At 50.4% G+C, this 25,314-nt stretch carries 25 protein-coding genes and 1 tRNA gene; 6 read left to right on the forward strand and 20 right to left on the reverse strand.

Annotation, left to right across the window (positions count from 1 at the left end):
• Positions 1 to 3 precede the first annotated feature (3 nt).
• On the reverse strand, positions 4 to 897 hold the full coding sequence (locus C2M17_RS01855) for a helix-turn-helix domain-containing protein (RefSeq protein WP_105199181.1): 894 nt from the start codon (positions 895 to 897) through the stop codon (positions 4 to 6).
• Positions 898 to 1,053: 156 nt separating this feature from the next.
• On the opposite strand from C2M17_RS01855, the gene exaC reads away from it, so the two are divergent.
• On the forward strand, positions 1,054 to 2,574 hold the full coding sequence (exaC, locus tag C2M17_RS01860) for an acetaldehyde dehydrogenase ExaC (RefSeq protein WP_105199182.1): 1,521 nt from the start codon (positions 1,054 to 1,056) through the stop codon (positions 2,572 to 2,574).
• 82 nt (positions 2,575 to 2,656) lie between these two features.
• Here exaC and C2M17_RS01865 read toward each other — a convergent pair whose 3' ends face one another.
• The 8 genes from C2M17_RS01865 to C2M17_RS01900 form a co-directional block, all read right to left on the reverse strand.
• Positions 2,657 to 4,165 (reverse strand): leucyl aminopeptidase, encoded by a 1,509-nt coding sequence (locus C2M17_RS01865; protein WP_105199183.1) that lies wholly within the window; start codon positions 4,163 to 4,165, stop codon positions 2,657 to 2,659.
• A 173-nt stretch (positions 4,166 to 4,338) separates the two neighbouring features.
• The gene (locus tag C2M17_RS01870; protein ID WP_105199184.1) at positions 4,339 to 4,758 is read right to left on the reverse strand and encodes a hypothetical protein; all 420 of its coding nucleotides are present in this window, start codon (positions 4,756 to 4,758) and stop codon (positions 4,339 to 4,341) included.
• 62 nt (positions 4,759 to 4,820) lie between these two features.
• Complete coding sequence (locus C2M17_RS01875; RefSeq protein WP_233997898.1) at positions 4,821 to 5,360, reverse strand: helix-turn-helix domain-containing protein; 540 nt, start codon at positions 5,358 to 5,360, stop codon at positions 4,821 to 4,823.
• Between the two features lie 242 nt (positions 5,361 to 5,602).
• Complete coding sequence (locus C2M17_RS01880) at positions 5,603 to 6,631, reverse strand: CNNM domain-containing protein (RefSeq protein WP_105199185.1); 1,029 nt, start codon at positions 6,629 to 6,631, stop codon at positions 5,603 to 5,605.
• 85 nt (positions 6,632 to 6,716) lie between these two features.
• The gene (locus C2M17_RS01885; protein WP_158683963.1) at positions 6,717 to 7,457 is read right to left on the reverse strand and encodes a LysR family transcriptional regulator; all 741 of its coding nucleotides are present in this window, start codon (positions 7,455 to 7,457) and stop codon (positions 6,717 to 6,719) included.
• A gap of 105 nt (positions 7,458 to 7,562) precedes the next feature.
• Positions 7,563 to 8,069 (reverse strand): hypothetical protein, encoded by a 507-nt coding sequence (locus C2M17_RS01890; RefSeq protein ID WP_105199187.1) that lies wholly within the window; start codon positions 8,067 to 8,069, stop codon positions 7,563 to 7,565.
• A 258-nt stretch (positions 8,070 to 8,327) separates the two neighbouring features.
• Positions 8,328 to 8,404, reverse strand: a tRNA-Pro gene (locus C2M17_RS01895).
• Between the two features lie 135 nt (positions 8,405 to 8,539).
• Complete coding sequence (locus tag C2M17_RS01900; RefSeq protein ID WP_105199188.1) at positions 8,540 to 9,190, reverse strand: arylesterase; 651 nt, start codon at positions 9,188 to 9,190, stop codon at positions 8,540 to 8,542.
• Here C2M17_RS01900 and C2M17_RS01905 point away from each other — a divergent pair, their 5' ends adjacent.
• Entirely contained in the window at positions 9,191 to 9,907 is a 717-nt protein-coding gene (locus C2M17_RS01905) for an ABC transporter ATP-binding protein (RefSeq protein ID WP_105199189.1), read from the forward strand.
• Entirely contained in the window at positions 9,897 to 12,398 is a 2,502-nt protein-coding gene (locus C2M17_RS01910) for an ABC transporter permease (protein ID WP_105199190.1), read from the forward strand. Before C2M17_RS01905 ends, C2M17_RS01910 begins: the two co-directional genes overlap by 11 nt.
• Positions 12,399 to 12,421: 23 nt before the next feature.
• Here C2M17_RS01910 and C2M17_RS01915 read toward each other — a convergent pair whose 3' ends face one another.
• Positions 12,422 to 13,312, reverse strand: a complete 891-nt coding sequence (locus C2M17_RS01915; protein WP_105199191.1) for a TIGR01777 family oxidoreductase — start codon at positions 13,310 to 13,312, stop codon at positions 12,422 to 12,424.
• Between the two features lie 264 nt (positions 13,313 to 13,576).
• Between C2M17_RS01915 and C2M17_RS01920 the strand changes: the two genes are divergently transcribed.
• Complete coding sequence (locus C2M17_RS01920; protein WP_442792495.1) at positions 13,577 to 14,593, forward strand: AI-2E family transporter; 1,017 nt, start codon at positions 13,577 to 13,579, stop codon at positions 14,591 to 14,593.
• A gap of 244 nt (positions 14,594 to 14,837) precedes the next feature.
• Here C2M17_RS01920 and C2M17_RS01925 read toward each other — a convergent pair whose 3' ends face one another.
• The 4 genes from C2M17_RS01925 to C2M17_RS01940 form a co-directional block, all read right to left on the reverse strand.
• Positions 14,838 to 16,175, reverse strand: a complete 1,338-nt coding sequence (locus C2M17_RS01925; RefSeq protein WP_105199193.1) for an ATP-binding protein — start codon at positions 16,173 to 16,175, stop codon at positions 14,838 to 14,840.
• On the reverse strand, positions 16,169 to 16,843 hold the full coding sequence (locus C2M17_RS01930; protein WP_105199194.1) for a response regulator transcription factor: 675 nt from the start codon (positions 16,841 to 16,843) through the stop codon (positions 16,169 to 16,171). Before C2M17_RS01930 ends, C2M17_RS01925 begins: the two co-directional genes overlap by 7 nt.
• Positions 16,843 to 17,094 carry a PepSY domain-containing protein gene (locus C2M17_RS01935; RefSeq protein WP_105199195.1) on the reverse strand — a complete coding sequence of 84 codons (252 nt, stop codon included), beginning with the start codon at positions 17,092 to 17,094 and terminating at the stop codon, positions 16,843 to 16,845. The genes C2M17_RS01930 and C2M17_RS01935 overlap by 1 nt, the downstream gene beginning before the upstream one ends.
• 164 nt (positions 17,095 to 17,258) lie before the next feature.
• Positions 17,259 to 17,561 carry a YciI family protein gene (locus C2M17_RS01940; RefSeq protein ID WP_105199251.1) on the reverse strand — a complete coding sequence of 101 codons (303 nt, stop codon included), beginning with the start codon at positions 17,559 to 17,561 and terminating at the stop codon, positions 17,259 to 17,261.
• 244 nt (positions 17,562 to 17,805) lie between these two features.
• On the opposite strand from C2M17_RS01940, the gene C2M17_RS01945 reads away from it, so the two are divergent.
• Positions 17,806 to 19,230, forward strand: coding sequence for a sodium-dependent transporter (locus C2M17_RS01945; RefSeq protein ID WP_105199196.1), 1,425 nt, complete (start codon positions 17,806 to 17,808; stop codon positions 19,228 to 19,230).
• Between the two features lie 15 nt (positions 19,231 to 19,245).
• Here C2M17_RS01945 and C2M17_RS01950 read toward each other — a convergent pair whose 3' ends face one another.
• Positions 19,246 to 19,884, reverse strand: a complete 639-nt coding sequence (locus C2M17_RS01950) for a CPBP family intramembrane glutamic endopeptidase (RefSeq protein ID WP_105199197.1) — start codon at positions 19,882 to 19,884, stop codon at positions 19,246 to 19,248.
• Positions 19,885 to 19,942: 58 nt separating this feature from the next.
• Complete coding sequence (locus tag C2M17_RS01955; protein ID WP_105199252.1) at positions 19,943 to 20,551, reverse strand: inner membrane-spanning protein YciB; 609 nt, start codon at positions 20,549 to 20,551, stop codon at positions 19,943 to 19,945.
• A 134-nt stretch (positions 20,552 to 20,685) separates the two neighbouring features.
• On the opposite strand from C2M17_RS01955, the gene C2M17_RS01960 reads away from it, so the two are divergent.
• On the forward strand, positions 20,686 to 20,961 hold the full coding sequence (locus C2M17_RS01960) for an HU family DNA-binding protein (RefSeq protein WP_105199198.1): 276 nt from the start codon (positions 20,686 to 20,688) through the stop codon (positions 20,959 to 20,961).
• Here C2M17_RS01960 and trpA read toward each other — a convergent pair.
• From trpA to trpD, 4 genes are read right to left on the reverse strand one after another with little or no spacing between them, the layout of a single operon-like run.
• Complete coding sequence (gene trpA, locus C2M17_RS01965; RefSeq protein ID WP_105199199.1) at positions 20,958 to 21,761, reverse strand: tryptophan synthase subunit alpha; 804 nt, start codon at positions 21,759 to 21,761, stop codon at positions 20,958 to 20,960. The two genes, C2M17_RS01960 and trpA, sit on opposite strands and share 4 nt — an antisense overlap.
• A complete protein-coding gene (trpB, locus tag C2M17_RS01970; protein ID WP_105199200.1) occupies positions 21,761 to 22,945 on the reverse strand; it encodes a tryptophan synthase subunit beta in 1,185 nt (394 codons plus the stop codon). The genes trpA and trpB overlap by 1 nt, the downstream gene beginning before the upstream one ends.
• A 7-nt stretch (positions 22,946 to 22,952) precedes the next feature.
• A complete protein-coding gene (trpCF, locus tag C2M17_RS01975) occupies positions 22,953 to 24,317 on the reverse strand; it encodes a bifunctional indole-3-glycerol-phosphate synthase TrpC/phosphoribosylanthranilate isomerase TrpF (protein WP_105199201.1) in 1,365 nt (454 codons plus the stop codon).
• Positions 24,310 to 25,314 (reverse strand): anthranilate phosphoribosyltransferase, encoded by a 1,005-nt coding sequence (trpD, locus tag C2M17_RS01980; RefSeq protein WP_105199202.1) that lies wholly within the window; start codon positions 25,312 to 25,314, stop codon positions 24,310 to 24,312. The genes trpCF and trpD overlap by 8 nt, the downstream gene beginning before the upstream one ends.

Genomic DNA, 25,314 nt, shown 5'->3' on the forward strand with positions numbered 1-25,314 from the left:
CGTTTAACTCACACCTTGCTGGCGATAGCCCCGCGGCGACACCCCAAAATGGCCCTTAAAGCTACGGCTAAAATGACTGACGCTGTTAAAGCCGGTTTCAAAGCAGGCATTGGTCACCGACTTGCCCTGATTGAGCAACAGCTGCGCCCGCTCTAAGCGGCGCTTAAGAATATAGGCTTGAGGGCTGACCCCAAAGCGCTGGCGAAAGGCGTTAAAAAACTTGCTGCGGCACATACAGGCCAGGCTGCACAGGGTATCGACATCAATAAGGCCGCCGAGGTTGTGCTCAATATGGGCGACCACAGCATGCCATAGGGTGGCTTGAGGGTCTTGCTGGGCACAGCTTAGTAACTTGCTATGCTCTTGCTCACGCAGTAAGCGCACCAGTAATTCGGTGCTGGCAAGCTCAATGAGTAAGCCTCTGTCTTTCTCATTTTCACTAAATGCTTCAATTAATCTTTGATACACGCCCTGGGTGCTGGCGCTGTGGTTGAGCTGCAAGGTGGCGGTTTGCGCGTATGTCTCAGACTCACTGTGCAGGCGCATTTGCCCGGCTACCTGATGCAGCTTTTGGGTGTCTATTTCTATGGTCAAACAACGGGTCGGTGTGCTCAAGGTGGCGTCGGGGAAGTCTATGGCTACATGCTCTTGTGGCGCAATTACAAAGCTCTGTCCGGGGATAAAGTCCTGGCCCTGACTCAGGCTCGAATGGTGCATCACCTTACGCCCTTGGATCATGGCGCAAAACATAATTTCGTCTGCCTTAAAGGGCACACCGTCACTGTGCTCATAGGTGTCGTATAAACACAGTTGCACGCCATCGGCGTTAAACACCGAGCGGTGATCGACCAAGGTATCGAGGCGCTCGAGTGCATCTGGGTGTGTGGCTGCTGGCATGGCTAGGCTCCTTTGCTATGACCATAGCTTGTTTAAGGCGTGCTCTAGCATGGCCAAAAAGTGTACTTGGAGTCAAGCAAGATGGAATGACAATCAAGTTTTTATCGGCAAATTGGTCTAGCGTTAAAGGGATTGCAGCAAAGAAGGACAATAACAATGATCTATGCAAAACCTAATTCAACCGACGCCCTGGTGTCTTTTGCCACCCAATACGAGAATTACATTGGTGGGGCCTGGGTGCCGCCTGTGGATGGTAATTATTTTGATAACACCACGCCGGTTACCGGTGAGGTCTTCTGCCGCGTGCCGCGCTCGAACGACAAAGACATCGAGCTGGCATTGGATGCGGCGCATCAGGCCAGAGCCGCCTGGGGAAAAACCTCGGTCACCGAGCGCAGCAATCTGCTGCTGAAAATTGCCGACCGTATCGAGGCCAATCTGGAACAGTTGGCGGTGGCGGAAACCTGGGATAACGGCAAGGCGGTGCGAGAAACCCTGAATGCGGATATTCCTTTGGTGGTGGATCACTTCCGTTATTTTGCCGGTTGTATTCGTGCCCAGGAGGGCAGTATCGGTGATATCGACGAAAACACCGTGGCCTATCATTTCTATGAGCCCCTAGGTGTGGTCGGACAGATCATCCCGTGGAACTTCCCGCTGCTGATGGCAGCATGGAAACTGGCGCCAGCCCTGGCTGCCGGTAACTGTGTGGTGCTAAAACCCGCCGAGCAAACTCCGGCATCGATTTTAAAGCTGGTCGAGGTAATTGGCGACTTGCTGCCCCCGGGTGTACTTAATGTGGTTAACGGCTATGGCGCCGAGGCCGGCCAAGCCCTGGCCACCAGTACCCGCATCGCCAAAATCGCCTTTACCGGCTCCACCCCGGTCGGTGCGCATATCCTAAAATGTGCCGCCGAAAACATTATCCCGTCAACGGTGGAGCTTGGCGGTAAATCACCCAATATCTACTTTGAAGATGTGCTTGAGCAATCGGATGAGTTTATCGATAAGTGTGTGGAAGGCGCTGTGCTGGCGTTTTTCAACCAGGGCGAGGTCTGTACTTGTCCATCGCGTTTATTGGTGCAAGAGAGTATCTATGATGAGTTTATCGCCAAGGTGGTCGAGCGGACCAAACAAATTAAGCGCGGTAATCCGCTTGATACCGAAACCATGGTCGGTGCCCAGGCATCGCAGCAGCAATTCGATAAGATCATGAGCTACTTTAGCATTGGCCGCGACGAGGGCGCCGAGGTGCTTATTGGCGGTGATGCGGAGCGTTTCGATAACGAGTTTAGTCAGGGTTACTATATTCAGCCGACTCTGTTTAAGGGCACCAATCAGATGCGGGTATTCCGTGAAGAAATCTTCGGCCCGGTAGTGAGCGTTACCACCTTTAAGGATGAAGCCGATGCCATTGCCATCGCTAATGACACCGAGTTTGGTCTGGGCGCCGGTTTATGGACACGGGATATGAACCGCGCTTATCGCATGGGCCGCGCCATAGAAGCGGGTCGCGTTTGGACCAACTGTTATCACCATTATCCTGCTCATGCGGCCTTTGGTGGTTACAAGAAGTCCGGAGTAGGGCGAGAAACCCACAAGATGATGTTGGAACATTATCAGCAGACCAAAAACCTCTTGGTCAGCTACTCAGACAATGCCTTGGGTTTCTTCTAACCCGGGCTTTTTAGCTAGGCTTTCCAGCTGGTTACCCAACCAACAAAAAAGGTGGCCTTGGCCACCTTTTTCATCTGTGCGCTTATTTGGTTTTTAAAATCCACTCGCTCAGCAGGCGCACACCGTAACCTGTGCCGCCCACATTCACTTCGCCTTTGGCCTTGCTGGACAGGGCATTACCGGCGATATCAATATGTACCCAACGGGTGTCACCGGCAAAGTGTTGTAAGAAAGAAGCGGCCGTGGTGGCACCCGGACCGCCCGAGCCGACATTTTGTAAGTCGGCAATATCCGACTTCAGCATGTCTTTGTAGCCCAGCGGCAGACGCCATACCTGCTCATTCACTACCTTACCGGCAGCGGTAAGCTCGCTGATAAGCTGATCATCTTCAGAGAATACGGCGCTGTAGCGATCGCCCAGAGCGCGTACTTTAGAGCCGGTTAATGTGGCTACATCCACCATGATCTCAGGCTTATAATGCTCGCGGGCGTACCACATAGCATCGCTTAGCACCAGGCGGCCTTCGGCGTCGGTGTTCACCACTTCTACGCTTAAGCCTTCTGCAGTGCGTAGTACATCACCCGGGGCAATGGCGTATTGAGAAACCATGTTCGCTGCCATACCCATTACCGCGACGACATTGACATCGGCCTTGCTCAGCGCCATGGCTTTAACCGTGCCCAGTACCGCGGCGGCACCGGCCATATCCGATTTCATGCGTGCGATAGACGGGCCGCTTTTAATGCTGTAGCCGCCGGAATCAAAGGTAATGCCTTTACCTACCAGGGCGATAGGCGCCTCGTCTGACCCCTTGTAATGGGCAACAACTAGGCGGGCGCCATGCTCACTGCCGCGGCCAACGCCTTCCAAAGCACCCATGCCCAGCTTTTTAAGCTGTTTTGGTCCTAGTACAGTTACCTTGACACCGTATTGCTCAAGCTCTTTAGCAGCTTTGGCAAATTCGACCGGGGTCATTTCTGTGGCCACTTCTGAGGTTAGGTCGCGGGCTAGAAATACGCCTTGCTCGATATGACTCAGGGCTTGGTAGGCCGCTTGAGCGCGCTCGGCGTTGGCAACGCTAAAGTGGTAGCTGACGGTGGTTTTATCGGCGTCTTTTTTATAGACATCGAAGCTGTGATCGCGAAGGTTGGCACCGTGGGCAAACTGGGCTGCCAGTTGCGCATTGCTTAATTGGCCTTGTACCTCGGCGAAAGCCAGGTCGACATCGGTGATTTTATTGGCTTTAAGCTGACCATGAACATTGCCACCCAGCTTTGCCAGATTGGCAGCGTTTAACTCATCCTTGTCACCCAAACCCACAACCAAAATGCGTTCATAGTTCGAGTCAATAGGTGCTAGAAGCTCAAATGTACTACCCAGGCTGGCATCAAATTGAGCGGCGTCCGCTGCTTTTTTCAGTTGCGCCTGAGTTGCTGCAGATAATTGACCTGCAGGTAAGTCTTGCCCTTTGGTTTGCATAACCACTAAGGTTTTTGCGCCGCTTAGGCCAGTAAAATTAAAATCTGCTGCATAAACATGAGCACTCAAGAGTGTGGCGGCAACCGCACTAAGACTAAAAATACGCGACATATTGCTCTCCTAGATTCGCAAAGTTGCGCCTTTTTACCTTATTTCACTATTAAAATTAACCAATTGGCGGTGAATGAACGAGAATTACAGTTTAACGTCGGTGCTGGGTGTGTGAGCGGGGCGACACATGGCTATGCCATCTTGTGTCGCCACCTAGTTGGGCGGATAAAGTATTATGCGGTTTTGAGGGAGCATTTACGCATGTTGCAAAGCAGCATGGCCGTGAGCAGGGAAATAGGCAGTGGTGCCAGCACCTTTATAAATTGCGCCCAAAGAGCATGTTGCGGGTGCAAGTACACTCCTAAGATTCCGTAAAGGGTGAGGAAGATGCCACACACCAGGGTATTTTTATATCCCAGCTCCTTACCAAAACGCACACTCATCGCAGCAACAAGCAGACAACCAATAAGGCCTGCAAGCATGCTCTGAATTTGCAAGCCTACGTCCTGCTCGGCCAGTATCATGGCTTGCTCTTGTGCGATGCCATCGGGGATCCATAACTGTACCAATACTATGCCTGCAACAAGCACGTATATGAAAAAGACTGCTATGGTTGTGCTGATGAGTTTTATATCTAATTTATTGTTAAACATGGGTTTTCTCCTTTGGTTAAAGTGGAGTTAGCAAGGAGAACGCCGATGCTTTTGTTAAGCGACTATGACTTAAAGATACCTTCTTTGTAGCCCTTGTAGGCCAGCAGGCCCACCGAAAAGAGCAGCGCCAGCGACACCAGGTTTTTTAGTAAACGCATGGTATCCTGATCGATGCGCCCGGCATTGTAGGCATCAAAAATGCCCCAAAAGCCGAAGGCATTGGCGGCAATGACCAGTAGCATACTCCACAGATAGGTGTGCCTGTTGGTTTTCGGCTTAGCGGCAGTCGGGTCTTGTGAAGCCTTCACTGCGACAGGTTCTGAGCCAGTCTCTGTGGAAGAGGGTTGAGTGTGCTCAGGCGCACCGGCAGCGCATGCGCTGTCTTGCATATGGACACTGTGATCCAAAGCCAATAATTGCTGGCAATCGATATCCAGCGCCGCGGCCATGCTTTTTATCGACTCTAATGAGGCAACGCCCTTGGCTTCGATTCGTTGTACCGTGCGTAAACTCAATCCTGCCATCTCCGCCAGCTGCTCTTGCGAGTAACAGCGGCTATCACGCAGGGTTTTTATGACCTGAACATTTACTTTCATTTTCATCTTGTGGGTCTCCTTGCTAACTGGACTTCAAATTAGCAAGAGACCCTCTCCAGCAATACGTTAGGGTTGCGACATGCACCCGAAATCATTACGTAACGAATACGACACTATAGGTGATGAATGTTGTTTTAAAAAGATTTTTTAAATTTTGCGCACAATAAATCAGCGCCCCAAAATACTATTTTTAAACGCTTTAGTTATCGACAACTTATCCTAATTGGCGAGATGACCTGCCTTAAACACTATTCCTGTGATTTCTTTTGTGCTTTTTTCTGCTTCTGCCAGCGTCGTCGGGCATAGCGACGCATGTTGGCAATTTGATCCGTTTCATCGACAATTGAGCGGCCGATAATGGTCTCAATAATATCTTCCATGGTTATTAATCCTTGCCACGAGCCGTACTCGTCATACACCAAACACATATGATGCTGATCTTCTAGGAGTTGGGTAAGCAATTGCTCCAAGCTGGTGTTGTCAGAGACAACCTTAGCTGGTCGAGCAAACTCAATCGCGAACTTTTTGTCGCCTACCATAATCAGATCCGACTTAAAAAGCATGCCGTGGGGAGCCTCGTCTTCATCCAGGATGGGAAACCGGGTGAACTGGCTTTTGAGCACCTTGTCGCGAATGTCATCAAGGGGCAAGTCAGGTTTTAGCGTTTCACAGACGATGCGAGGCGTCATAACCTCGCGCACCTTGATGGTATGTAAATCGAGAATGTTGCTTATCGCTCTGTGCTCGGTCTCATCGACACTACCAAGCTCGGTGCCAAGAGAGGACAGAGCTTTAATTTCTGAGCGCAGATCTTCTTCACTGGCACTGCCACCGAGTAAGCGGGTTATTTTGTCCGAAATCCAAATAAAGGGTTTGAGTATCCAGATTAAGAAGGCGAGTATTGGCGGCAGAACTACAGCTAGCTGGCGCCAGAACAGGGCGCCTATGGTTTTTGGGATAATTTCTGATAGCACGAGAATAAGAATTGTCATGACCGCTGAGGCGATACCCAGATAGCCATTACCGAAGACGACCGTGACCTGGGCGCCAACCCCGGCAGCCCCGACCGTATGCGCCACCGTATTGAGGGTGAGAATTGCCGCCAGCGGTTGATCAATCCTTTCTTTGAGATTTTTCAGTGCCTGATAGCGAACCGGGTTCTCTAATTTTTGTTTAGCAATATAGCTAGGTGTAATGGAGAGCAATGCGGCTTCTAAAATAGAGCACATAAACGACACGGCAATAGAGAGTACGGCGAAAGCAATGAGCAATAGCATAGTAGGTTGTATAGGCCTGTTAGCAAAGTGACTTATTGTTAGTTTAGTTAACGATCTTTGGGTTAAAACCCATAAATAAAGGGTCCTAAGAGATAAACTTTGCGGCGCGCCCCATTAATCGATGCTGTCTCTGCTTAAGTAAAGTGTAGAGTTCGCCCATTAGCAATTTGATTCTGGGGACTTCAATAAGCGTAGGGTGTGTCAGTACCCAAATCTGTGCAAACTCAAGTGGCTCAGAATCTCCGACGACTCTAAGTTGCTCCATGGTATCGGCGATATAGCAGGCGCCGCGAATAAGCCCTAGGCCTGTATGCGCGGCCTCATGGCGGACAATTAAATCATCAATCACTAAGCCGGCGGGAGCCTGTGGGAAAGGACTTTGTTTGATCCAAAGTGTGTTGGTATCGTCGGCAGAACTAACCAGCCATGAATATTGTTCGCTGGCTGTGTCGGTTAAGTATTGTTCTTGGGCATAGTAATTCACGTACACGGCGCCGGCGCGATGGCCAACCAGATGCTCACATGGTTCATTGGCGACGCGAATGACAATATCCGCCTCGCAGTTATCGATATCAACAAGGTGATAATTGCATTGCATCACCAGGCGAATCTGTGGGTAGCGTTTAGCAAAGGCTCCCAAATCTTCAAGAAGCAGGTACTGGGCAATGGCAGGGGGAAGAGACAGGGTAATTTGACCGCTGTGTTCTAGGTGATTTGCGCGTTGTGCATGCCTGTCTGCGAGTACCAGTGCCTCAACTTGCTGCGCGGTTTGCAATAAGGCATGCCCTGCCAAAGTGAGTGCGTACCCAGAGGGGGCAGACTCCACCAGGGTATAGCCATGGCTGTGATTGAGTTGTGCTAATCGTCTTGCCCCGGTGTATTGCCAGTATCAGGCGATATGCATCCCAATCTTCCATAACCATGTATCACATCAAAGAGTTTGCACTCCAGTATGCTCATGTACCGCAAAACTAGCAATACGCCAATTTTCATCTGTTTTATACAAGAAGTAGGTTGCTCCGACTTTATTGAACACCTCGCCATTATCGCGATAGCGAACAGCCAGATTGGTGGCTATGGCAATGTTTTTATCGATCAGGCGCACATTAACCTGTTGCCAGTTGACCGAGGCCACTCCCTTGGATTTTAAGCTGTCGAGAAAGCCCACCACCTGCTTGCTGAAGTCTTTGGCGGGCATTGCCACTGGTGGATTAGCACTGGACATGAGCATGACCTGAGGCATATATAATTGCTCTACATGCGCCAGCGAGTTTCCTTGTATATAGCCGTTGTACTTATTCATATAGCTGGCAAAGAGGGCTTTAATAGCGGCCTCGTCCTTTGCTTGCTGTGCCGAACCTGCGGCCAAAGCCTGCGAGCAAAACAGCGGCGCTAAAAATAGAGTTAATAGTAAAAACAGTAAGTTAGTTAAACGCATCAGGTTCCCCTTGGAGCAAAATTGACCGCTTAAGCGTATCAACTTAATCACGTAAGGGCGTGGATTGTTTTGTCGTTACCCTGGTGCGGATTTGCAACACACGGGCATAACGTCGGAATAAGGCTAAACGCAAACAAAGAAAAGGACGTAAGGTTTTCGCTAAGAAAAAATTTTTTTAAGGGGGGAAAGTTTGTTTAGGAAATAAAGCGCACCTTGAGTGCGAGAACGAATTAAGATTTGACTGGGGAGAGAAAAGAATGGTCGGCATAGCAGGATTTGAACCTGCGACCCCTGACACCCCATGACAGTGCGCTACCAAGCTGCGCTATATGCCGACTAGGACTGCAATAGTACGGATAATTTTTTCAATTGCAAGTGGGTGTTGAATCGTTTGCCTATAAATTATTCATATCGATAAGGTTTTTTATCCACTTTTGAAAAAGCGCTGTTATCACAGCGCTTTTTGCGTCTTATTTAGCCGCGTTAGTTGAACTTAATTGGGGAGCGGCTAACCAGGCCTCGATATGCTCGGCCATAATATCGCGCAGCAGCGGCTGAGCCTCGGCATTGGGGTGAATATTGTCGTTTTGCATCAAGGAGCCATCGGTAGCGACTTGCTCGACAAAAAATGGCAGCAGATGAGCGCCCTGTTGTTCGGCCACTGTGGCGAAACTGGCCTCAAACATTTGTGTGTAGCGGGGACCATAATTGGGCGGGATGCGAATGGCCATCACCGCCACTTCGGCACCGGCCGCCTGGCTTTGTTTGATCAGGGCCGTGAGATTTTGCTGCATCTTGGGAATAGGGAATCCACGCAGGCCGTCGTTACCGCCCAGTTCAATCAGCACATGGCTGGGCTGGTGGCTGGCTAAAATGCCCTCTAGGCGCCTTAGTGCGCCACCGGTAGTTTCGCCGCTGATACTGGCATTGATTAATTTAATGGGCTTTTTTTGCTCTTCATACGTATCTTGTAACAATTGCACCCAACCTTGGTGTTGTTTTAGACCATAGGCAGCGCTTAAGCTGTCTCCTAGGATCAGGATTTGGTTGTCAGCCCAAGCCATAAATGGTTTAGTGACAACTAATAGGACGAGCAAAATACGTAGGATTAAAGCATTCATATGTCAGCGTTATCTCAATTAAACATTATTCAAGTCAAAGAATTAACCAAGTCCGTTAATACGCTTGACGGCGATTTAACGATCCTCAGCGACATCAGCTTTAATGTCAAGCCGGGCGAGTCGGTGGCCATAGTAGGCGCCTCGGGCTCGGGTAAATCAACCTTGCTAAGCCTGTTGGCGGGGCTGGATAGAGCCTCATCCGGAAGCATTATTGTTGATGGCGACGCCCTTGAGAGCCTTGATGAAGAAGGCCGCGCAGCCTTGCGGGCGCAAAAGGTCGGTTTTGTGTTTCAGTCTTTTATGCTGGTACAAAGCCTAAGTGCCCTTGAGAACGTGATGTTACCGGCGGAGCTGGCCAATCAAAAAGACGCCAAAGAGCAGGCCTTGGCATTGCTTGAAAAAGTGGGATTGAGTCATCGTATTGAACATTACCCATCGCAACTCAGCGGTGGTGAGCAGCAAAGGGTGGCTATTGCCCGCGCCTTTGTTGGCACTCCCAAAATTCTCTTTGCCGATGAGCCCTCGGCCAACCTCGACAGCAAAAACGGCAAGCTGATTGAAGAATTACTATTTGAGCTCAATCAGCAGCAGGGCACCACCTTAGTGCTGGTAACCCATGATGAAGCTCTGGCCCATCGCTGTGAGCGCATCTTGCATATTGAGGGCGGTGAGCTAACCCAACTACGTGAGCCTCAGGAGCGCGCGCATGTGGGCTAAGTTAGCGATACGATTATTTTTTAGAGAATTGCGTCGTGGCGAGCTGACGGTGATCTGTGCCGCCATTGCTCTGGCGGTGATGACTGTATTAACCCTTTCGTCGGTGACCGACCGTATCGGCCAGGCTATTTTGCAAAAGTCTAACGCCTTTATCGCCGCCGACCGTGCCTTAGCCAGTAATCATGCCTTGCCTGAGAATTATCAGGAGCAGGCGCAAAATATGGGGTTGCAAACTGCCCGGCTTACCTTTTTCGATACCATGCTCTTTGCCAATGAGCGCATGCAATTGGCGGCTATCAAGGCGGCTTCACAAGCGTATCCCCTTAAGGGCGAGCTGTTGATCAAGCGTGATTTCGATGCCCAGGAGCAGGTTGCCAAAGGTGGCCCAGAGCCAGGCACGGTTTGGCTCAATGAGTCGGTGATGTATTCACTGGACTTGGCGGTGGGCGACAGCCTAGAGCTTGGCGCCGCGACCTTTACGGTCAGTGCCATTTTAAGTGAAGAGCCGGACGCGCCCTTTAATATTTTCTCCGGCAGTCGCCGTGTGCTGCTCAATGAAGCAGACATTGAAAAAACCAAGGTCATCCAGCCCGGCAGTCGGGTGTTTTATCGCCAGTTGTATGCCGGCGAGAGCGACAAGGTTGAGGCCTTTTATCAGTGGTTAAAACCCCAACTGGCCGAGAATCAACGCTGGTATGGGGTTAAAGACAGACAGTCACCCATTTCCAACTCACTTGAGCGCTCGGAGCGGTTTTTACTGCTGGCGGGCCTGCTTGGCATTATTCTCGCAGCCGTGGCCATTGCGGTGTCGGCAAAGCGTTATTGTGAGCGCCAGTACGACCCGGTGGCCATGATGAAAACCTTAGGCGGAGCGCGCTCGCAAATTCGCAATATCTACCTGCTGCACCTGGCCTTGGTATGTGGCTTTTCGCTGCTGCTTGGCTTGGCGGCAGGGTATGGCTTGCAGTATGCGGCGGGCAATTACATGGCCGCCAATATGGATGTGCAGTTGCCCCCGGCGTCAATACGCCCTTGGTTAAGTGCGGTGTTTATCGGTGTGGTGTGCGCTGTAATGTTCTCCATTAAACCACTGCTGGATCTTTTTGATATTCCCCCCCTTAGGGTCTTGCGTCGCAACCTGGGTGACCGTTTATTGGTGAGTAAGATTCACCTTGCTCTGTCTGCCTTTACCGTCTTTGCTTTAATGTGGCTGTTCAGCGGTAAGATTATGATCACTATCATTTTATTCTTATCCTCGGCGGCGGTGGTTTTGGTGCTCTTTATCCTTTCCAAGCTGATTTTTGGCGGTGGCCGTAAGCTAGGCTTAAGCCCAGGAAACAGTTGGTCTTTGGCCATTGCCTCGATTCAAAAGCGGGCCAACGCCAATGCGGTGCAACTGATCAGTTTTGCACTGGCCATTAAGTTGCTGCTGTTTTTAATCGTACTGAAAAACGACATGATCAATGACTGGCAATCTCAGCTGCCAGCGGATGCGCCGAACGCCTTTTTAGTGAACATCACAGAGGAAGAAAAGCAGCCGGTCGGTGATTACCTCGCGGCCCAGAATATAGAAGTCTCACGTTTTTACCCCACTATTCGCGGTCGTGTTAATGCCATCAATGGTGAGCCCGTGGCCCGGGAAGTGTCGTTAGAGGACAACGAGAAAAAAGACGAGGAAGCGCGCTCGGGAGTGGGCCGCGAGCTCAATCTTACCTGGGTGAGTGAGATGCCAAGTCATAATACCTTAAGTGGCGGGCAATGGTTTGACGAGCAAAGCCGTGGCGAGGTGTCGGTGGAGCAGTCCATGGCCGAACGTTTGGATATAAAGCTTGGCGACTCAGTGAGTTTTTTAATTGGCGCACAGAGCTTTGAGGCCAAGGTCACCAGCTTCCGCGAGGTGAACTGGTCCACCTTAAAGCCGAACTTCTTTATGATTTTAAGCCCGGATGTACTGGCGGATTTCCCCGCAACCTATATAGCCGCAGCGCGCATCGATGAGGGGCAAAGCAAGGCCTTTACCCAGTTGCTGCGTCAGTATCCGACCATCACAGCCATAGATGTCGATAACTTTGTCGATCAAATTCGCTCAACCATAGAGCAGGTCTCTTTGGCGATTGGTTTTGTGCTTGCCATAGTTGTGGTTTGCGGCGCCTTGGTGCTTATTTCTCAGGTACAGGCGAGTCTGGGTGAGCGCATGCAGGAGGTGGTGATACTTCGTACCCTGGGGGCTCGCGGACAACTTATTCGTCATGCAACCCTGTATGAGTTTCTCTTGCTCGGTTTGGTGGCTGGTGTGGTTGCAGCGCTAAGTAGTGATATTGCCTTGTTTATCGTACAGCGCACCTTGTTTGAACTGCCGGGCAAGCTGCATCCGGATATCTGGTTGATTGGCCCCTTATCCGGTGCCTTATTTGTGGCTGTTCTGGGCTACACCATGATCGCCCGCACACTGAATAAAAACACCAGTGGTTTGCTGCGTAAAATCATGTAGTGGGGTTGTTTTTGCCTAGGCCGCTAATGGCGGCTGAGGATTTGGGCAAGAGCCGGTCTTAGTTCGGGATGGCGAAAGCGAAAGCCTTCTTTGAGCATGCGTTTGGGCTGCACATTTTGTCCGTACAGCATAAGATCGGCCATTTCTCCCATTAACAGTCGCAGCACTGCTTTGGGCATGCGCAAAAAGGCAGGACGGCGCAGTATTTGTGCCAGGGTTTTGCTGAATTCTTCATTACTCACCGGGTGTGGGGCGGTGGCATTGATGGGGCCGCTGATATGGTCGTATTTGATTAAATACATGATCACCTGCACCATATCATCAAGGTGGATCCAGGACATATACTGGTGACCATCGCCCAAAGGCCCACCTAGACCACAGCGAAATGCCGGCAACATTTTTGTCAGCGCGCCGCCACGGGCGGAAAGCACAATGCCGGTACGCAGCAAACAGACTCGGGTTTGTGCCTTTTGTGCCGCTTGCTCCCAGTCTTTGCACAGCCGGTGGCTGAACTCGTCATAACAATGTTCATAATCTTCGCCAATCACCTGTTCGCCTTGGCGGCCGTAATAGCCTATGGCACTGCCGGAGATCAGGGTTTTTGGCTTTTTCTCGGCTTGGTTTATACGCTCGGCAATTTCCTCTGTGAGGGTAATACGAGAGTCATAGACCCGCTGTTTTTGCTCTGGCGTCCAACGTTTGTTGACTATGGGCTCACCGGCCAGGTTGATCACCACATCGGTATCATTGAAATCAACCTTGTCCAGGCTGCGTACCGCTTCGATGCGGTGCCCAAGTTTCAAATAGGCATTAGCGGGCGTGCGCGTAAGCACGGTCACGCTGTGATGGTTTAACAGATGTTTATAAAGCTCGGAGCCAATTAGTCCGGTGGCCCCGGTAATAAGAATGTTCATGTCGCTATAACGCCAAGCCGCTCTATACAAGTGTAGGACATTTCTGGCTCTGTGCCGATTACGTCTATTTTTTGTCCCATATCAAGAGTTTATTTTCATTAGTAAGTCGCCTAAACTAGGCGTTAATAAGAAAGATGTATACGGGCCTAGGTCGCTTCGCGATCAGGTTTGTTTCGATTTAGCGCTCAAAAACCGCAAATTAACCCCCAGAAAAACAAAAAGGAATTAACTGTGCCTAGCTTTATTGGAGCAAGTAAAAGTTTAATGGTGTTGGCGTCCCTGGTGATCGTCTTGGCCGGGATTAAAATTGCCAGCCCCTTGGTGGTGCCCTTTATTCTCTCGGTATTTATTGCGGTGATCTGCAGCCCCCTAATCAATGCCTTGGGGCGTTATCGTATTCCTAAAGGGCTGGCCATTGTTCTGGTGATCATGTTGGTTTTTGGCTTGATTCTGAGCCTGGCAGGCTTGGTAGGGCAGTCGGTTAATGACTTTTCGGCGCAATTACCTCAATACAAAGAGCAGCTAAAAAACGAGTTTGAATGGCTGGTCAATACCCTGGCGCAATACAATATTTTTCTTGATAAGGCGCAAATTATGGCCATGTTCGACCCGGCCAAAATGATAGATGTAGCCACCAATATGCTCACCGGCTTCGGTGGGGTGATGGCGAACCTGTTTTTAATCATAGTCACTGTAGTGTTTATGCTGTTTGAGGGGCCAAGTATAGGCAATAAAATCCACCTGGCGATGGATGATCCGGACATGAAAATGGCGCAAATAGACCGCTTTCTTGCCTCTATCAATTCCTATTTGGCGATTAAAACCCTGGTGAGTCTGGCCACTGGTATCTTAGTTACCTTTATGCTGTGGCTACTTGATATCGACTACTTCCTGCTTTGGGGTGTGGTTGCCTTTATGTTCAACTATATTCCCAATATAGGTTCTATTATTGCCGCCGTACCCGCGGTGTTGCTGGCGCTTATTACCCAAAGTCCGCTAACCGCAGCCATAGTGGGTGGTGGTTATATCCTTATCAATACTGTGATGGGTAACATGATAGAGCCGCGTTTTATGGGGCGAGGCCTGGGCTTGTCGGCCTTGGTGGTGTTTTTATCGTTAATTTTCTGGGGTTGGCTGCTTGGCAGTGTCGGCATGCTGTTGTCGGTGCCGCTGACCATGGTGGTGAAGATTGCCCTTGAAGAGAGTGAGGAAGGGCGCTGGATAGCCACCTTGTTAGGCAGCGATGCACAAGTTGCCAATAATACCAATTCACTTAAATAGCTAATCATTCTAGCGGGCTAAATATCATGCTAACTGCGTTGGAATTTTTCTATGGAGAATAACTACATAAGAAAAATTCCGCCTTGTTAGCATATCATTTATCCAACGCTATCTCTGATCACATACTTAACAGAACTGGTATAAGTCGAGCTAGAGAGCATCGACTTATTGGCCTAGTACGCTTATTCCAGTTTTTGGCTGGCCAGGAAAGCTACAAAGCGCTGTGTATAGGGTGTCACCGCGCTTAACTGGTTTCCTGATAATCAAACTCTAGTTCGAACAGGGCGCCGCCAAGAGGGCTGTCGCCTATGGTTAAGTGACCATGGTAACCATTGACCAAATCGGCAACTATGGCCATCCCGACACCGTGCCCGCTTTCATAGCTATCCAGGCGTGTACCGCGCTGCAATAACAATTCACGCTTATTCTCTGGAACGCCGGGACCATCGTCTTCAATAATCAGGCGCAGGCGCTTTTTCTTCTGCACTACCTTAAGGCTCACCTTTGAGTCGCAGGCCTTACAGGCGTTATCCACCAGGTTGCCAAGCAGTTCCATTAAATCTGTTTTATCGCCAAGGAAGAAGTGGTTATTGTTAACCTCGACGCTAAATTGGATATTTTTATCGCGATATACCTTGCTCATGGCGTTAAAGATGGAGTCAGCAACCGGTTTGATCAGGGTTTGTTTTTTCCAGGTATCGGAGGCGCCGGTGGCGGCCCGCTTTAATTGGTGTTCGATCATCACATTAATGCGGTCGAGTTGCTCCTGGGCATCACTATCTTGTGCCAGCGGGCTGGACTTTAATACCGCCAATGGGGTTTTCAGAGCATGGGCGAGGTCGCTTAAGGAAGCGCGATAACGTTCTTTTTGTCGCAGCTGTGATTCCAGTAGCAGATTCAGATCCGCCTTAATGGTTTGCAGCTCCACTGGATAATGGCCCTTAATGCTCATGCTGTCGCCGCTTTCTATGGCCTTAATTTCTTTATCCAGACGTTGCAGGGGACGAGAGCTCCAGATAAAGCCGATAATCATCAATACAGTGATCACCACACCCATGATCAGCATCCAGTTAATGGAGGTTTGTTTAAAGCCTTCCATCAGGCGCAAAATGGCATCATTGCTTTTTACCAGGATAAAGCGCGCTTCTATATCCTGGTCGAGATTGCCAAGAATGCCGGTAAGCGATAACTGCCAATATTTTTTACCCTTGTGGGTGACCAGGCGAAAATCGGACTTGCCGGTTTCTGTGATAAAGAGATCCGGTTTAAAGTCGGTATTGAGCGCCGATTCACTTTGCCAGAGCTGTTGCTCACCGGCGTAGATCATCGCATAGGTGTCTGAAGTAACGCGGTTGAGCTCTGGGGCAAGAATACTGCGTGGCATTTCCACCCCTTGCTCCGAGTATTCGACTTCGGAAATTAAGGAGTAGAGGTGTGCTTCGAGGGTTTTTTCGGTGGCCTCAATCAAGGAGGCGCGATAGGCATTGCCGATTGAGACAAAGAGAATTGGCATTGCCACGATCAACAAAAAGACAAGGATAAATCCTTGTCTTATTTTCAGTGAAACCTGATTGACTACCACTGGGAGCGCAACCTGTATCCTCGACCACGCAGGGTCTCAACAGGGTTTAGCGTGCCTTCAGGGTCAAGCTTTTTACGTAACCTCAGTACGAATACCTCGATAACGTTGGAGTCCAGGTCAAAGTCCTGATCGTAAATGTGTTCGGTCAATTCCGATTTTGAAATTACCTTTTGCGGATTAACCATAAGGTATTCCAACACCTTGTATTCGTAAGCGGTTAAATTAAGCTCACGGTCGTCAACCCAGACCTGCTGCGAGCGGGTATGAATACGGATAGGACCATTTTTAATTTCCGGGTTGGCCTGTCCGGCGCTGCGGCGAATTAAGGCATTACAACGGGCGATCAACTCTTCAACATGGAAAGGCTTGGTCAGGTAATCGTCGGCACCGGCATCCAGGCCTTCTACCTTGTCCTGCCAGCGGTCGCGAGCGGTCAAAATTAGAATAGGAATATCAACGCCGTTTTTACGGGCTTGTTTAATTACTTCGATACCATCAATTTTTGGCAGACCCAGGTCGACCACCGCCATATCCAGCGGATATTCGCAAATGTGGAATAAACCGGCTTCGCCGTCATTACATAAATCCACGCTATAACGCTCTTTTTCTAAAGCGCTACGTAAGTTATCTGCTAAATGCAAATCGTCTTCGATGACTAAAATACGCATTAATTATTTTCCTTCTCAACTTGTCCCGTGCGTTTAGAGACAATAATGTCGATAACTCGGCCTTTGGGGTTTAAGATTCGAACAACGAATTTATCCTTTTGTTCCGAAATCTTTAAAACTTTACCGTTTTCGGCTTCTTTCGCAATCGCCACTGCCTGCTTCTTATCGACCACCTTAGCGGGCGAACCAGCGTGGGCCGCAGAGAGAGACAGTGTAAATGTGATAAAGATGGCTGCGATTAGTCTTAACATGATTCAAAGAGCTCCCGGTGAATCTTCGGTAACCTAATATGGGTTAACCTGTGGTTTATCCTTTGGATTAGTCCGAGGATAATCCCAAAGGCTAAGCCGTAGGCATAGCTACAGGCGGTGGCATATTGGTTAGCATACGAAACACCAATTAACCTTTACTGAACTTATGCGCCGAGTACTTTTTTAAATGGTTTGACCACAGAATTGTCGTAAACGCCAGCGGCGATATACGGGTCTTCGGCGGCCCATTCCCGTGCCTGTTGCAGCGAGTCGAACTCGGCAATAACCAGTGAGCCGGTAAAGCCGGCGTCACCTGGGTCGTTACTGTCAACGGCAGGCAGCGGACCGGCTACATACAAGCGACCCTGGCTATCAAGCTCCTGTAAACGGGCTAAATGAGCAGGGCGAGCAGCAAGGCGTTTTTCCAGCGAATTTTCAACATCGGTTGAGTAAATCATGTACAACATAAATAAAACCAAGTATTTGGTATGAATTACTTTTATGATAGCCAGCATTGAGGGCGCTTGTAAATTTTTATCGTGCAATGACATAGTCGCTTGACGAATAAAAGGGCATGTATTAACACGAATGCACGTAATTTACGCTGTAAACAAATACACACCGATTTACTCGGGCAAATACGTCTATAAAGCTTGAAAATGCCGGTTTAACACTGCTAGAGTCGGGTTAAAACAATAACAAGGTTTTTCTATGAGCGAAAAACGTGAACACTTTAGCTCGCGACTGGGCTTTATTCTCGCAGCCGCCGGTTCGGCGGTTGGTATCGGTAACCTGGTTGGTTTCCCTGTATCGGCCACTAAGAATGGTGGTGGTGCCTTCTTAATCGTCTATGCCCTGTTTGTGGCCTTTATTTGTCTTCCTGTGATGATGGCGGAAATGGCCATGGGTCGTAAGGCGCAAAAAGACCCTTACGGTGCTTATCGCCAGCTATCGGGAAATTCACCCCGTTGGCGTGGTGCCGGCATTTTAGCTGTATTGACTCCCTTTATGATTGCCGTTTTCTATATGGTTATCACCGTATGGATCTTCGGCTATCTGGCACAAACTGCCTTCGGTAACCTTGAAGCCCTGGCCGATCCGGGTAACTTTGGGCGCTTTATTAATGAATACAGCGTTTTTGCATATATGCTGGTGGTGGCCGTGGTGGTCAACCTTATCCTAGTCGGTGGCGTAAAAGACGGCATCGAAAAGGCGGCAAAGTTTTTAATGCCCGCGCTGTTTGTTTTATTGATTGCCTTGGTGGCCTATGTGCTGACCTTGGACAACGCCATGGCCGGGGTGCGTTACTATGTGGTACCTGATTTTTCTAAAATGAATGCCAGTGTGCTAAACGGCGCGTTATCTCAGGCGTTTTTCTCACTGTCGCTGGGCATGGGTATCCTGATGACCTACGCCTCTTATATCTCGAAAAAAGATGATATCGTCAGTGGCGCGAAAATGGTGGCGATCACCGATTCCTTGGTGGCCTTTACCGCAGGTCTTATGGTGCTTCCGGCTATCTTCAGCTTTAATCCGAACACGGATCCAAGCGAGTTATCCGACTCTTCTGTATCCATGATTTTCGTTTACCTGCCGAAAATTCTGCTGGCACTGCAAACCGATATAGGTTACGTGGGTGCATCCATCGTCGCCTTTGTATTCTTCTTATTGGTGTTCTTTGCCGCCATCACTTCTTTGGTGTCGATCGTTGAAGTACCTACCGCGACCTTGATTGAAGAAAAAGGCTACAGCCGTAAAAAAGCGCTTGTGGTGTTAGCCGGCGCCATAGGTATTCTGACCGTGGGCTGCACCCTGTCGTTTGGCATGGTTGATTGGCTGACACAATTGACCAATTATGGCGGCAGCGACAAGAGCATGTTCGATGTGGTTTATGATGTCTTTTATGACACCATATTGCCGCTCAACGGTCTGATGGTCTGTATTTTCGTTATGTATCGCTGGAAGAAGGCCAAGCTAAGCGAAGAGCTTTCACAAGGCTCTGACGGCTATGCCGGCAGCTTTATGGAAAAGTACCTGAACTTTTCACTGTCGACCTTTATCCCAGTGATCTTATTGCTGATCTTTATTAATACCGTGGCAACCAAGTTCTTCGCCGTAAGTATCTTTGGTTTCTAAATCAAGCGCGGGTGCCTATATGGCGCCCGCATCCAAATAACTGCCCGCCCCAATCGTAAACATCCACAAGCCCCATAAACTATGTTCAAGCACGCAGGCGATAGTCGAGCGCGAATGCGCATAGGTGTAAGAAAACAATAAGCCGCCAAAAAACGCCAACAGCACAGCCACCAGATTGCCATAGACCACATGGGCCAGGGCAAATACGGCGGCGCTTAGCCACACCCGCTTGGTCTTATTGGGAATAATAGGTTTATAGCGATGAAAGAAATAGGTGCGAAAAATCAACTCCTGCGGCAAGACTGAGAGCAAGGGGTAGAGGATGAGCAGCATCAACCAGCTCATGGGCGATTGCAGTGGGTAACTAAACCAGTTTTCCTGATTGATAATGCCGTACAAGACCCCAGAGAGCAGGGCGCCGGTCAGAAAAAACGTGGCCATGCGCTTTTTCACTACCGGAAACTGGCCCATGGAGGTAATGCGAAAGCGTTTAAAATGAGGGTCGGTCAGAAGAATAAAACAACACACAGCGGTGAGAATGATCAGCGCCGGGATCAGCCAGTTTTGTAAATGTTCACGCAAGCCAAGGCCCACCAGGGGCAATATGATAAAAACGCAGAAAAGCTCAAGCCAGCGATACTGGGTATTAGTCAAGGAAACGCTCCATTGCTACAGCGCGATGCATTAAGTGTAGCAATGGATTGAGGCAGGGTTATGACTGTTCGTCAGGAAAATAGGGGTAGACGCGCACTATGGTAAAGATGATGGCAACAAAGGTGATCCCCATCAGCCCAAAGACCTTAAAATTCACCCAAAAATCAAGGGAGAAGTTATAGGCCACATAGATATTGAGGGCGGCAATGGCACTAAACAACACCACCCAAAAAATATTCAATTGCTCCCACACTTTTTGCGGTACCAAGATGTTGTTGGCATCACTGCTGCCGGCATTACTGTCGGCACTGCTGTCACTTTGCTTTTCCGCCACGGAATTTAAGAGCCCAACCAAGGCTTTTTGTACCAGGTTCTTTTTGAAAAAACAGCGCGAAATAACAAGCGTCAGTGCCAAGATGGCGTAGATGAAGGTCGCCTTCCACTGAATAAAGTGCTCGTCACGAAACAAGATGGTCATGGTGCCAAGCACCAGGGCGATGGCGAAAAACACCCAGTGGCGGGTGCCGATTTTTCCTTCCTTAAAATAGGCGTAGGCCATTTGTATGGCGCTGGCAGCGACCAAGACCCCGGTGGCCCAATAGATATCGACCATTTTATAAACGGCAAAAAATAAAATTAGCGGGATATATTCGATTAGTGTGCTCATAGCCACATCCATTACTTCTGGTAGCAGGTGTTTTACCAGCATCGGCGCCTAAGCTCAAGGGTAAAGGCTGGGTTTGACATTTAAGGGCTGCGCTTTTAGGCTGCGCGCCTTTAAAGTTTTTAGTAGGGATTCAAGTGAACAAAAAACAGCTTACTGATGCCATGGGGCAACACAGCGGTTTAACGAAAAAGCAATGCGGTGCGGCACTTACGGCCATGCTCGATGCCATTAGTCGTTCATTACACGAAGGTGATGCGGTATTTATTCCCAAATTTGGCAACTTCTCCTTAAGCTATCATCCGACCAAGATGGGCCGCAATCCGCAAACCGGCGAACAAATTGAAATTGCCGGGCAAAACAAGGTGGCCTTTAAGTGCGCCAAGGCACTTAAAGACCGATTACAAGCTTAGCGGGTCGCCGCCTTCATCTCGGCGCAAAATTCGCGCAGTGCTTGGCACATGGCCGCTTCATCATCCAGATGCTGGGCAATGATTTTAACCACGGCCGAGCCACTGATGGCACCGCTTGCACCGCTTTGCAGTGCTTGCCTTACATCCTCCGGGGTGCTAATCCCAAAGCCCAGCAAGGCTGGAGCGGCGTGATACTCGCTCAACTTTGTGACTAACTCCTGGGGCGGCATCTGCGCTTTGGTTTCTGTGCCTGTGACCCCGGCGCGAGAGAGCAAATAGGTGTAGCCGCGGCCATAGGAGGCACATTGGCGCAAGGTGTCATCATCGGCATTGGGCGTGGCGATAAAAATAGGCGCTATGCCCTGGCTCATGGCCGCACGGCGAAAGACCTTGGATTCATGCAAAGGCACATCAGCAACCAAAATGGAGTCCACACCCGCTTCTTTGGCCAACCGATAAAAATTATCTATGCCCTTGGCAAACACCAGATTTGAATACAACAGCAGGCCGATGGGAATATCGGCGTTATACTCGCGCACCTGCTTGATGATATCGAAGCAGGTATCGGTATCGATATTTGCCGCCAAGGCGCGAATATTGGCCTGTTGTATCACCGGGCCGTCGGCAATGGGGTCGGAGAAGGGAATGCCCAGCTCCAGGGCATCGGCGCCGCCATCGATAAGGCTTTTAATAATTGCCAGGCTTTGCTCCTTGTTGGGATCGCCTATGGTGACAAAGGGCACAAAGGCACCTTCGTTGTTGGCGCTTAGGTTGGCGAAGGTGGTGCTATAGCGGTTCATTACTGCTCTCCTTTTGCTTGTAACACAGTGTGGACATGGGCCAGATCCTTATCCCCTCGGCCACTGAGGTTAACCACTAAAATGGTGTCCTGCTCTTGCTGCTCGGCATACTTTAAGGCGTAGGCCAGGGCATGGCTGGACTCAAGCGCCGGAATGATCCCTTCATTGCGAGCCAATGCCTTAAAAGCATCCAGGGCTTCATCATCGGTAATGCCCACATACTGGGCGCGCCCGGTTTCATGTAAATAGGCGTGCTGCGGTCCCACTGCAGGGTAATCCAGTCCTGCGGATACCGAGTAGGACTCTTCAATTTGCCCCTGCTCGGTTTGCATAATATAGGTGTAGGCACCGTGCAGCACGCCCTTGGTGCCCTTGCACAAGGTGGCGCCGTGCTCGCCGCTGTCCAGACCCTTACCCGCAGGCTCAACGCCGATTAGTTTAACGCCAGGCTCGTCGATAAAGTCGTTAAACATGCCGATGGCATTTGAGCCACCGCCAACACAGGCGATCACCGCATCCGGCAAACGGCCTTCCGCCGCCAATACCTGTTGTTTGGCTTCTTCACCGATCATTTTTTGGAACTCACGCACCAGGGTCGGGAAGGGATGCGGCCCCGCCGCTGTGCCCAATAGATAGTGCGCGGTTTTATAGTTGGCAGACCAGTCGCGCAGCGCCTCGTTAACCGCATCCTTCAAGGTGCCGGAGCCGGCGGTGACCGGGATCACTTCGGCGCCCATTAAACGCATGCGAAAGACATTGGGTTGCTGGCGCTCGACGTCCTTGGCACCCATATAAATGCGGCATTTAAGGCCCAGTAAGGCGCAGGCCAGGGCCGTGGCCACACCGTGCTGTCCGGCACCGGTTTCCGCTATCACCTCATTTTTGCCCATACGCTTGGTAAGTAGGGCCTGGCCAAGCACCTGGTTGGTTTTATGGGCGCCGCCATGGAGCAGATCTTCTCGCTTAAGGTAGAGCTTTACCTTAGGGTTTTTGACCAGATTGCGGGTCAATGTCAGGGGTGTTGGCCTGCCGGCATATTCGTTTAGCAATGAGTGGAACTCTTTCTGGAAGCTGGCATCCAGTTGCGCCTTGTTAAATTCATCTTCTAGCTGCTTGAGCGCCGGGACCAAAAGTTGCGGCACATACATGCCGCCGAAGTCGCCAAAATAGGCTGAATTTTTCATAACTACCTCAGTAATTCCTAATTGCCGCAAAGGCAGCGTTAATCTTATTAATACATTTTTTCCCGGGGGTGGACTCCACTCCGGAATTTAAATCTAAGCCCAAAGCCTGGGTTTGCTGGGCGCTTTGGATATTGTCGGCCTGAATACCGCCGGCGAGCATATAGGGCGCCGTGGCGCCGCCGAGTAAGCTCCAATCAAATTGTACGCCTGTACCCCCCTTGGCCGTTTTGCTATAGGTGTCGTACAGCACTCTGTCCACCCCTTGAATACCCACGGGGAGGGTGTCGGCCACCGCCTGGGCCTTCCAGATCTGGCAGGTCAGGGGCAGGGTGTTACGGAGGGTGCGAATATAAGCCTCATCTTCATGACCATGTAACTGCACCGCAGCTAATTTAAGGCGATTGGCGTACTCGCTGACCTGCGCAATATCGGCATCGACAAACACGCCAACATAGCGCAGCGGTGCGCTGTCGACTATGGCAGAGGCGCAGTCGATATCCACATATCGGGGCGAGCCCGGGTAGAAAATAAGGCCACCATAATAGGCACCGGCCTGGTACACGGCCTGGGCATCCTGAATGCGAGTCAGGCCACAGACCTTATTCTCGCCAAGGATCAGGCTGCGACAGGCGCCTTCTAAATCTGCCTGGGCCATCAGTGAGCTGCCTACCAGGAAGCCATCCACCAAGGGGCTTAGGCGCTTAACATCCTGATGGCTGTAGATACCGGACTCGGAGATCACCAATTTATCTTCAGGAATAAGTGAGCGCAGGCGCTCCGTGGTGGCCAAGTCCGTGCTTAAGTCCCTAAGATCACGGTTATTGATGCCGATAATCTTGGCATCTAGGGCCAGAGCACGAGTGACTTCTTCTTCGTTACTGACCTCGGTCAGCACCGCCATATTTAAGGAGTGCGCCAGCGCAGCCAACTCCAGATAGGTGTCATCATCGAGCACCGAAAGCATGAGTAAAATGGCATCGCCGCCGTGCAGGCGCGCCAGATAAACCTGGTAGGGGTCGATAAAGAAGTCTTTACAGATCAGCGGTTGGTCCACAAGGGTACGTACCTTGGTCAGATAATCATAGCTGCCTTGAAAATACTTTTCATCGGTCAGCACACTGATGCAGCTGGCATAGTGCTTGTACACTGAGGTGATGGCATCAAGGTCAAACACCTCGCGGATCAAGCCCTTTGAGGGCGAGGCCTTTTTACATTCGAGAATAAAACTCGTTGGCGCCGCACTCAAGGCGGCATAAAAATCGCGCTGACTTGGCACGATTTGCGCGCTAAAGCTTGCCAACGGGCGTGCCTGTTTAAGCGCTTCCACTTCGATGCGCTTGTCGGCGACGATTTTTTCTAAAACATTAGCCATGGCTCACCTCGATAATGGCATTAAGTGTGTGTTGTGCCTGGCCGCTGGCCAAAACCTGGCGCACCTGCTCGGCGGCCTCCTTAAAGCTGCTCGCCTTATTATTGATAACCAACAGGGCGGCGACATTGGCAATAATGGCTCCGTTATGCGCGTCGCTCCCTTGGCCGGCTAAAATCGCGCGCGTGGCCTTGGCATTATATTCTGGGCCCTGGCCGCTGAGTTCGTCCAGGCTAAAGTGTGCCAAGCCAAAGTCGCTGGGGCTTAAGGTATATTCGCGCAACTGGCCATCATTTAGCTCTACGACTTTAGTGTCGCCGTGCAGGGCAATTTCATCGGTCCCACTGCCGTGCACTACCATGGCGCGTTGGCAACCCAGTTGCTTTAGGGTTTTTGCCATCGGCAGGCATAAGGCCGGGTCGTACACGCCAAGCAGTTGCGCCTGAGGTTTAGCCGGGTTTGCCAAGGGACCAAGCAGGTTGAACAGGGTGCGGGTTTTTAAGGTGGTGCGCACCGCCATGGCGTGTTTTACACCGCTGTGGTACAGGGGCGCAAACAAAAATGTAAAACCGGTTTGCTCAAGCAAATTAGCCGCCTGCTCTGGGGTCATATTAATATTGACGCCCAGGCTTGCAAGCAAGTCGGACGAGCCGCTGTTGCTGGAGACGCTGCGATTACCGTGTTTGACCACATTAAGGCCACAGGCTGCGGCTACTAAAGAGGCGGTGGTGCTGATATTTATGGTATTGGCGCCATCGCCGCCGGTACCGCAGCTGTCGATTAAGTCCTTGGCCTGGGTGTGAAAGGGCACCGCATTGGCGCGCATGGCCGAGGCCGCACCGGCGATTTCGTCACTGCATTCGCCCTTGATTTTGAGTGCCGTGAGGATGGCTGCCAGGGTAATATCGTCCACACGTCCTTGCATAATGTCGTTAAACAGCGCTTCTGCCTGGGCAAAGCTCAGGTCCTGCTGTTGGTATAGTTGTGCTAACAGGTCCAT

Source organism: Pseudoalteromonas sp. T1lg10, assembly GCF_002964545.1.
In the GTDB taxonomy this organism is placed as follows: domain Bacteria; phylum Pseudomonadota; class Gammaproteobacteria; order Enterobacterales; family Alteromonadaceae; genus Pseudoalteromonas.

Coding starts and splice junctions, on each gene's coding strand:
- C2M17_RS01855 (WP_105199181.1), bottom strand. CDS start 897: ATGCCAGCAGCCACACACCCAGATGCACTCGAGCGCCTCGATACCTTG.
- exaC (WP_105199182.1), top strand. CDS start 1,054: ATGATCTATGCAAAACCTAATTCAACCGACGCCCTGGTGTCTTTTGCC.
- C2M17_RS01865 (WP_105199183.1), bottom strand. CDS start 4,165: ATGTCGCGTATTTTTAGTCTTAGTGCGGTTGCCGCCACACTCTTGAGT.
- C2M17_RS01870 (WP_105199184.1), bottom strand. CDS start 4,758: ATGTTTAACAATAAATTAGATATAAAACTCATCAGCACAACCATAGCA.
- C2M17_RS01875 (WP_233997898.1), bottom strand. CDS start 5,360: ATGAAAATGAAAGTAAATGTTCAGGTCATAAAAACCCTGCGTGATAGC.
- C2M17_RS01880 (WP_105199185.1), bottom strand. CDS start 6,631: ATGCTATTGCTCATTGCTTTCGCCGTACTCTCTATTGCCGTGTCGTTT.
- C2M17_RS01890 (WP_105199187.1), bottom strand. CDS start 8,069: ATGCGTTTAACTAACTTACTGTTTTTACTATTAACTCTATTTTTAGCG.
- C2M17_RS01900 (WP_105199188.1), bottom strand. CDS start 9,190: ATGAATGCTTTAATCCTACGTATTTTGCTCGTCCTATTAGTTGTCACT.
- C2M17_RS01905 (WP_105199189.1), top strand. CDS start 9,191: ATGTCAGCGTTATCTCAATTAAACATTATTCAAGTCAAAGAATTAACC.
- C2M17_RS01910 (WP_105199190.1), top strand. CDS start 9,897: ATGTGGGCTAAGTTAGCGATACGATTATTTTTTAGAGAATTGCGTCGT.
- C2M17_RS01915 (WP_105199191.1), bottom strand. CDS start 13,312: ATGAACATTCTTATTACCGGGGCCACCGGACTAATTGGCTCCGAGCTT.
- C2M17_RS01920 (WP_442792495.1), top strand. CDS start 13,577: ATGGTGTTGGCGTCCCTGGTGATCGTCTTGGCCGGGATTAAAATTGCC.
- C2M17_RS01930 (WP_105199194.1), bottom strand. CDS start 16,843: ATGCGTATTTTAGTCATCGAAGACGATTTGCATTTAGCAGATAACTTA.
- C2M17_RS01935 (WP_105199195.1), bottom strand. CDS start 17,094: ATGTTAAGACTAATCGCAGCCATCTTTATCACATTTACACTGTCTCTC.
- C2M17_RS01940 (WP_105199251.1), bottom strand. CDS start 17,561: ATGTTGTACATGATTTACTCAACCGATGTTGAAAATTCGCTGGAAAAA.
- C2M17_RS01945 (WP_105199196.1), top strand. CDS start 17,806: ATGAGCGAAAAACGTGAACACTTTAGCTCGCGACTGGGCTTTATTCTC.
- C2M17_RS01955 (WP_105199252.1), bottom strand. CDS start 20,551: ATGAGCACACTAATCGAATATATCCCGCTAATTTTATTTTTTGCCGTT.
- trpA (WP_105199199.1), bottom strand. CDS start 21,761: ATGAACCGCTATAGCACCACCTTCGCCAACCTAAGCGCCAACAACGAA.
- trpB (WP_105199200.1), bottom strand. CDS start 22,945: ATGAAAAATTCAGCCTATTTTGGCGACTTCGGCGGCATGTATGTGCCG.
- trpCF (WP_105199201.1), bottom strand. CDS start 24,317: ATGGCTAATGTTTTAGAAAAAATCGTCGCCGACAAGCGCATCGAAGTG.
- trpD (WP_105199202.1), bottom strand. CDS start 25,314: ATGGACCTGTTAGCACAACTATACCAACAGCAGGACCTGAGCTTTGCC.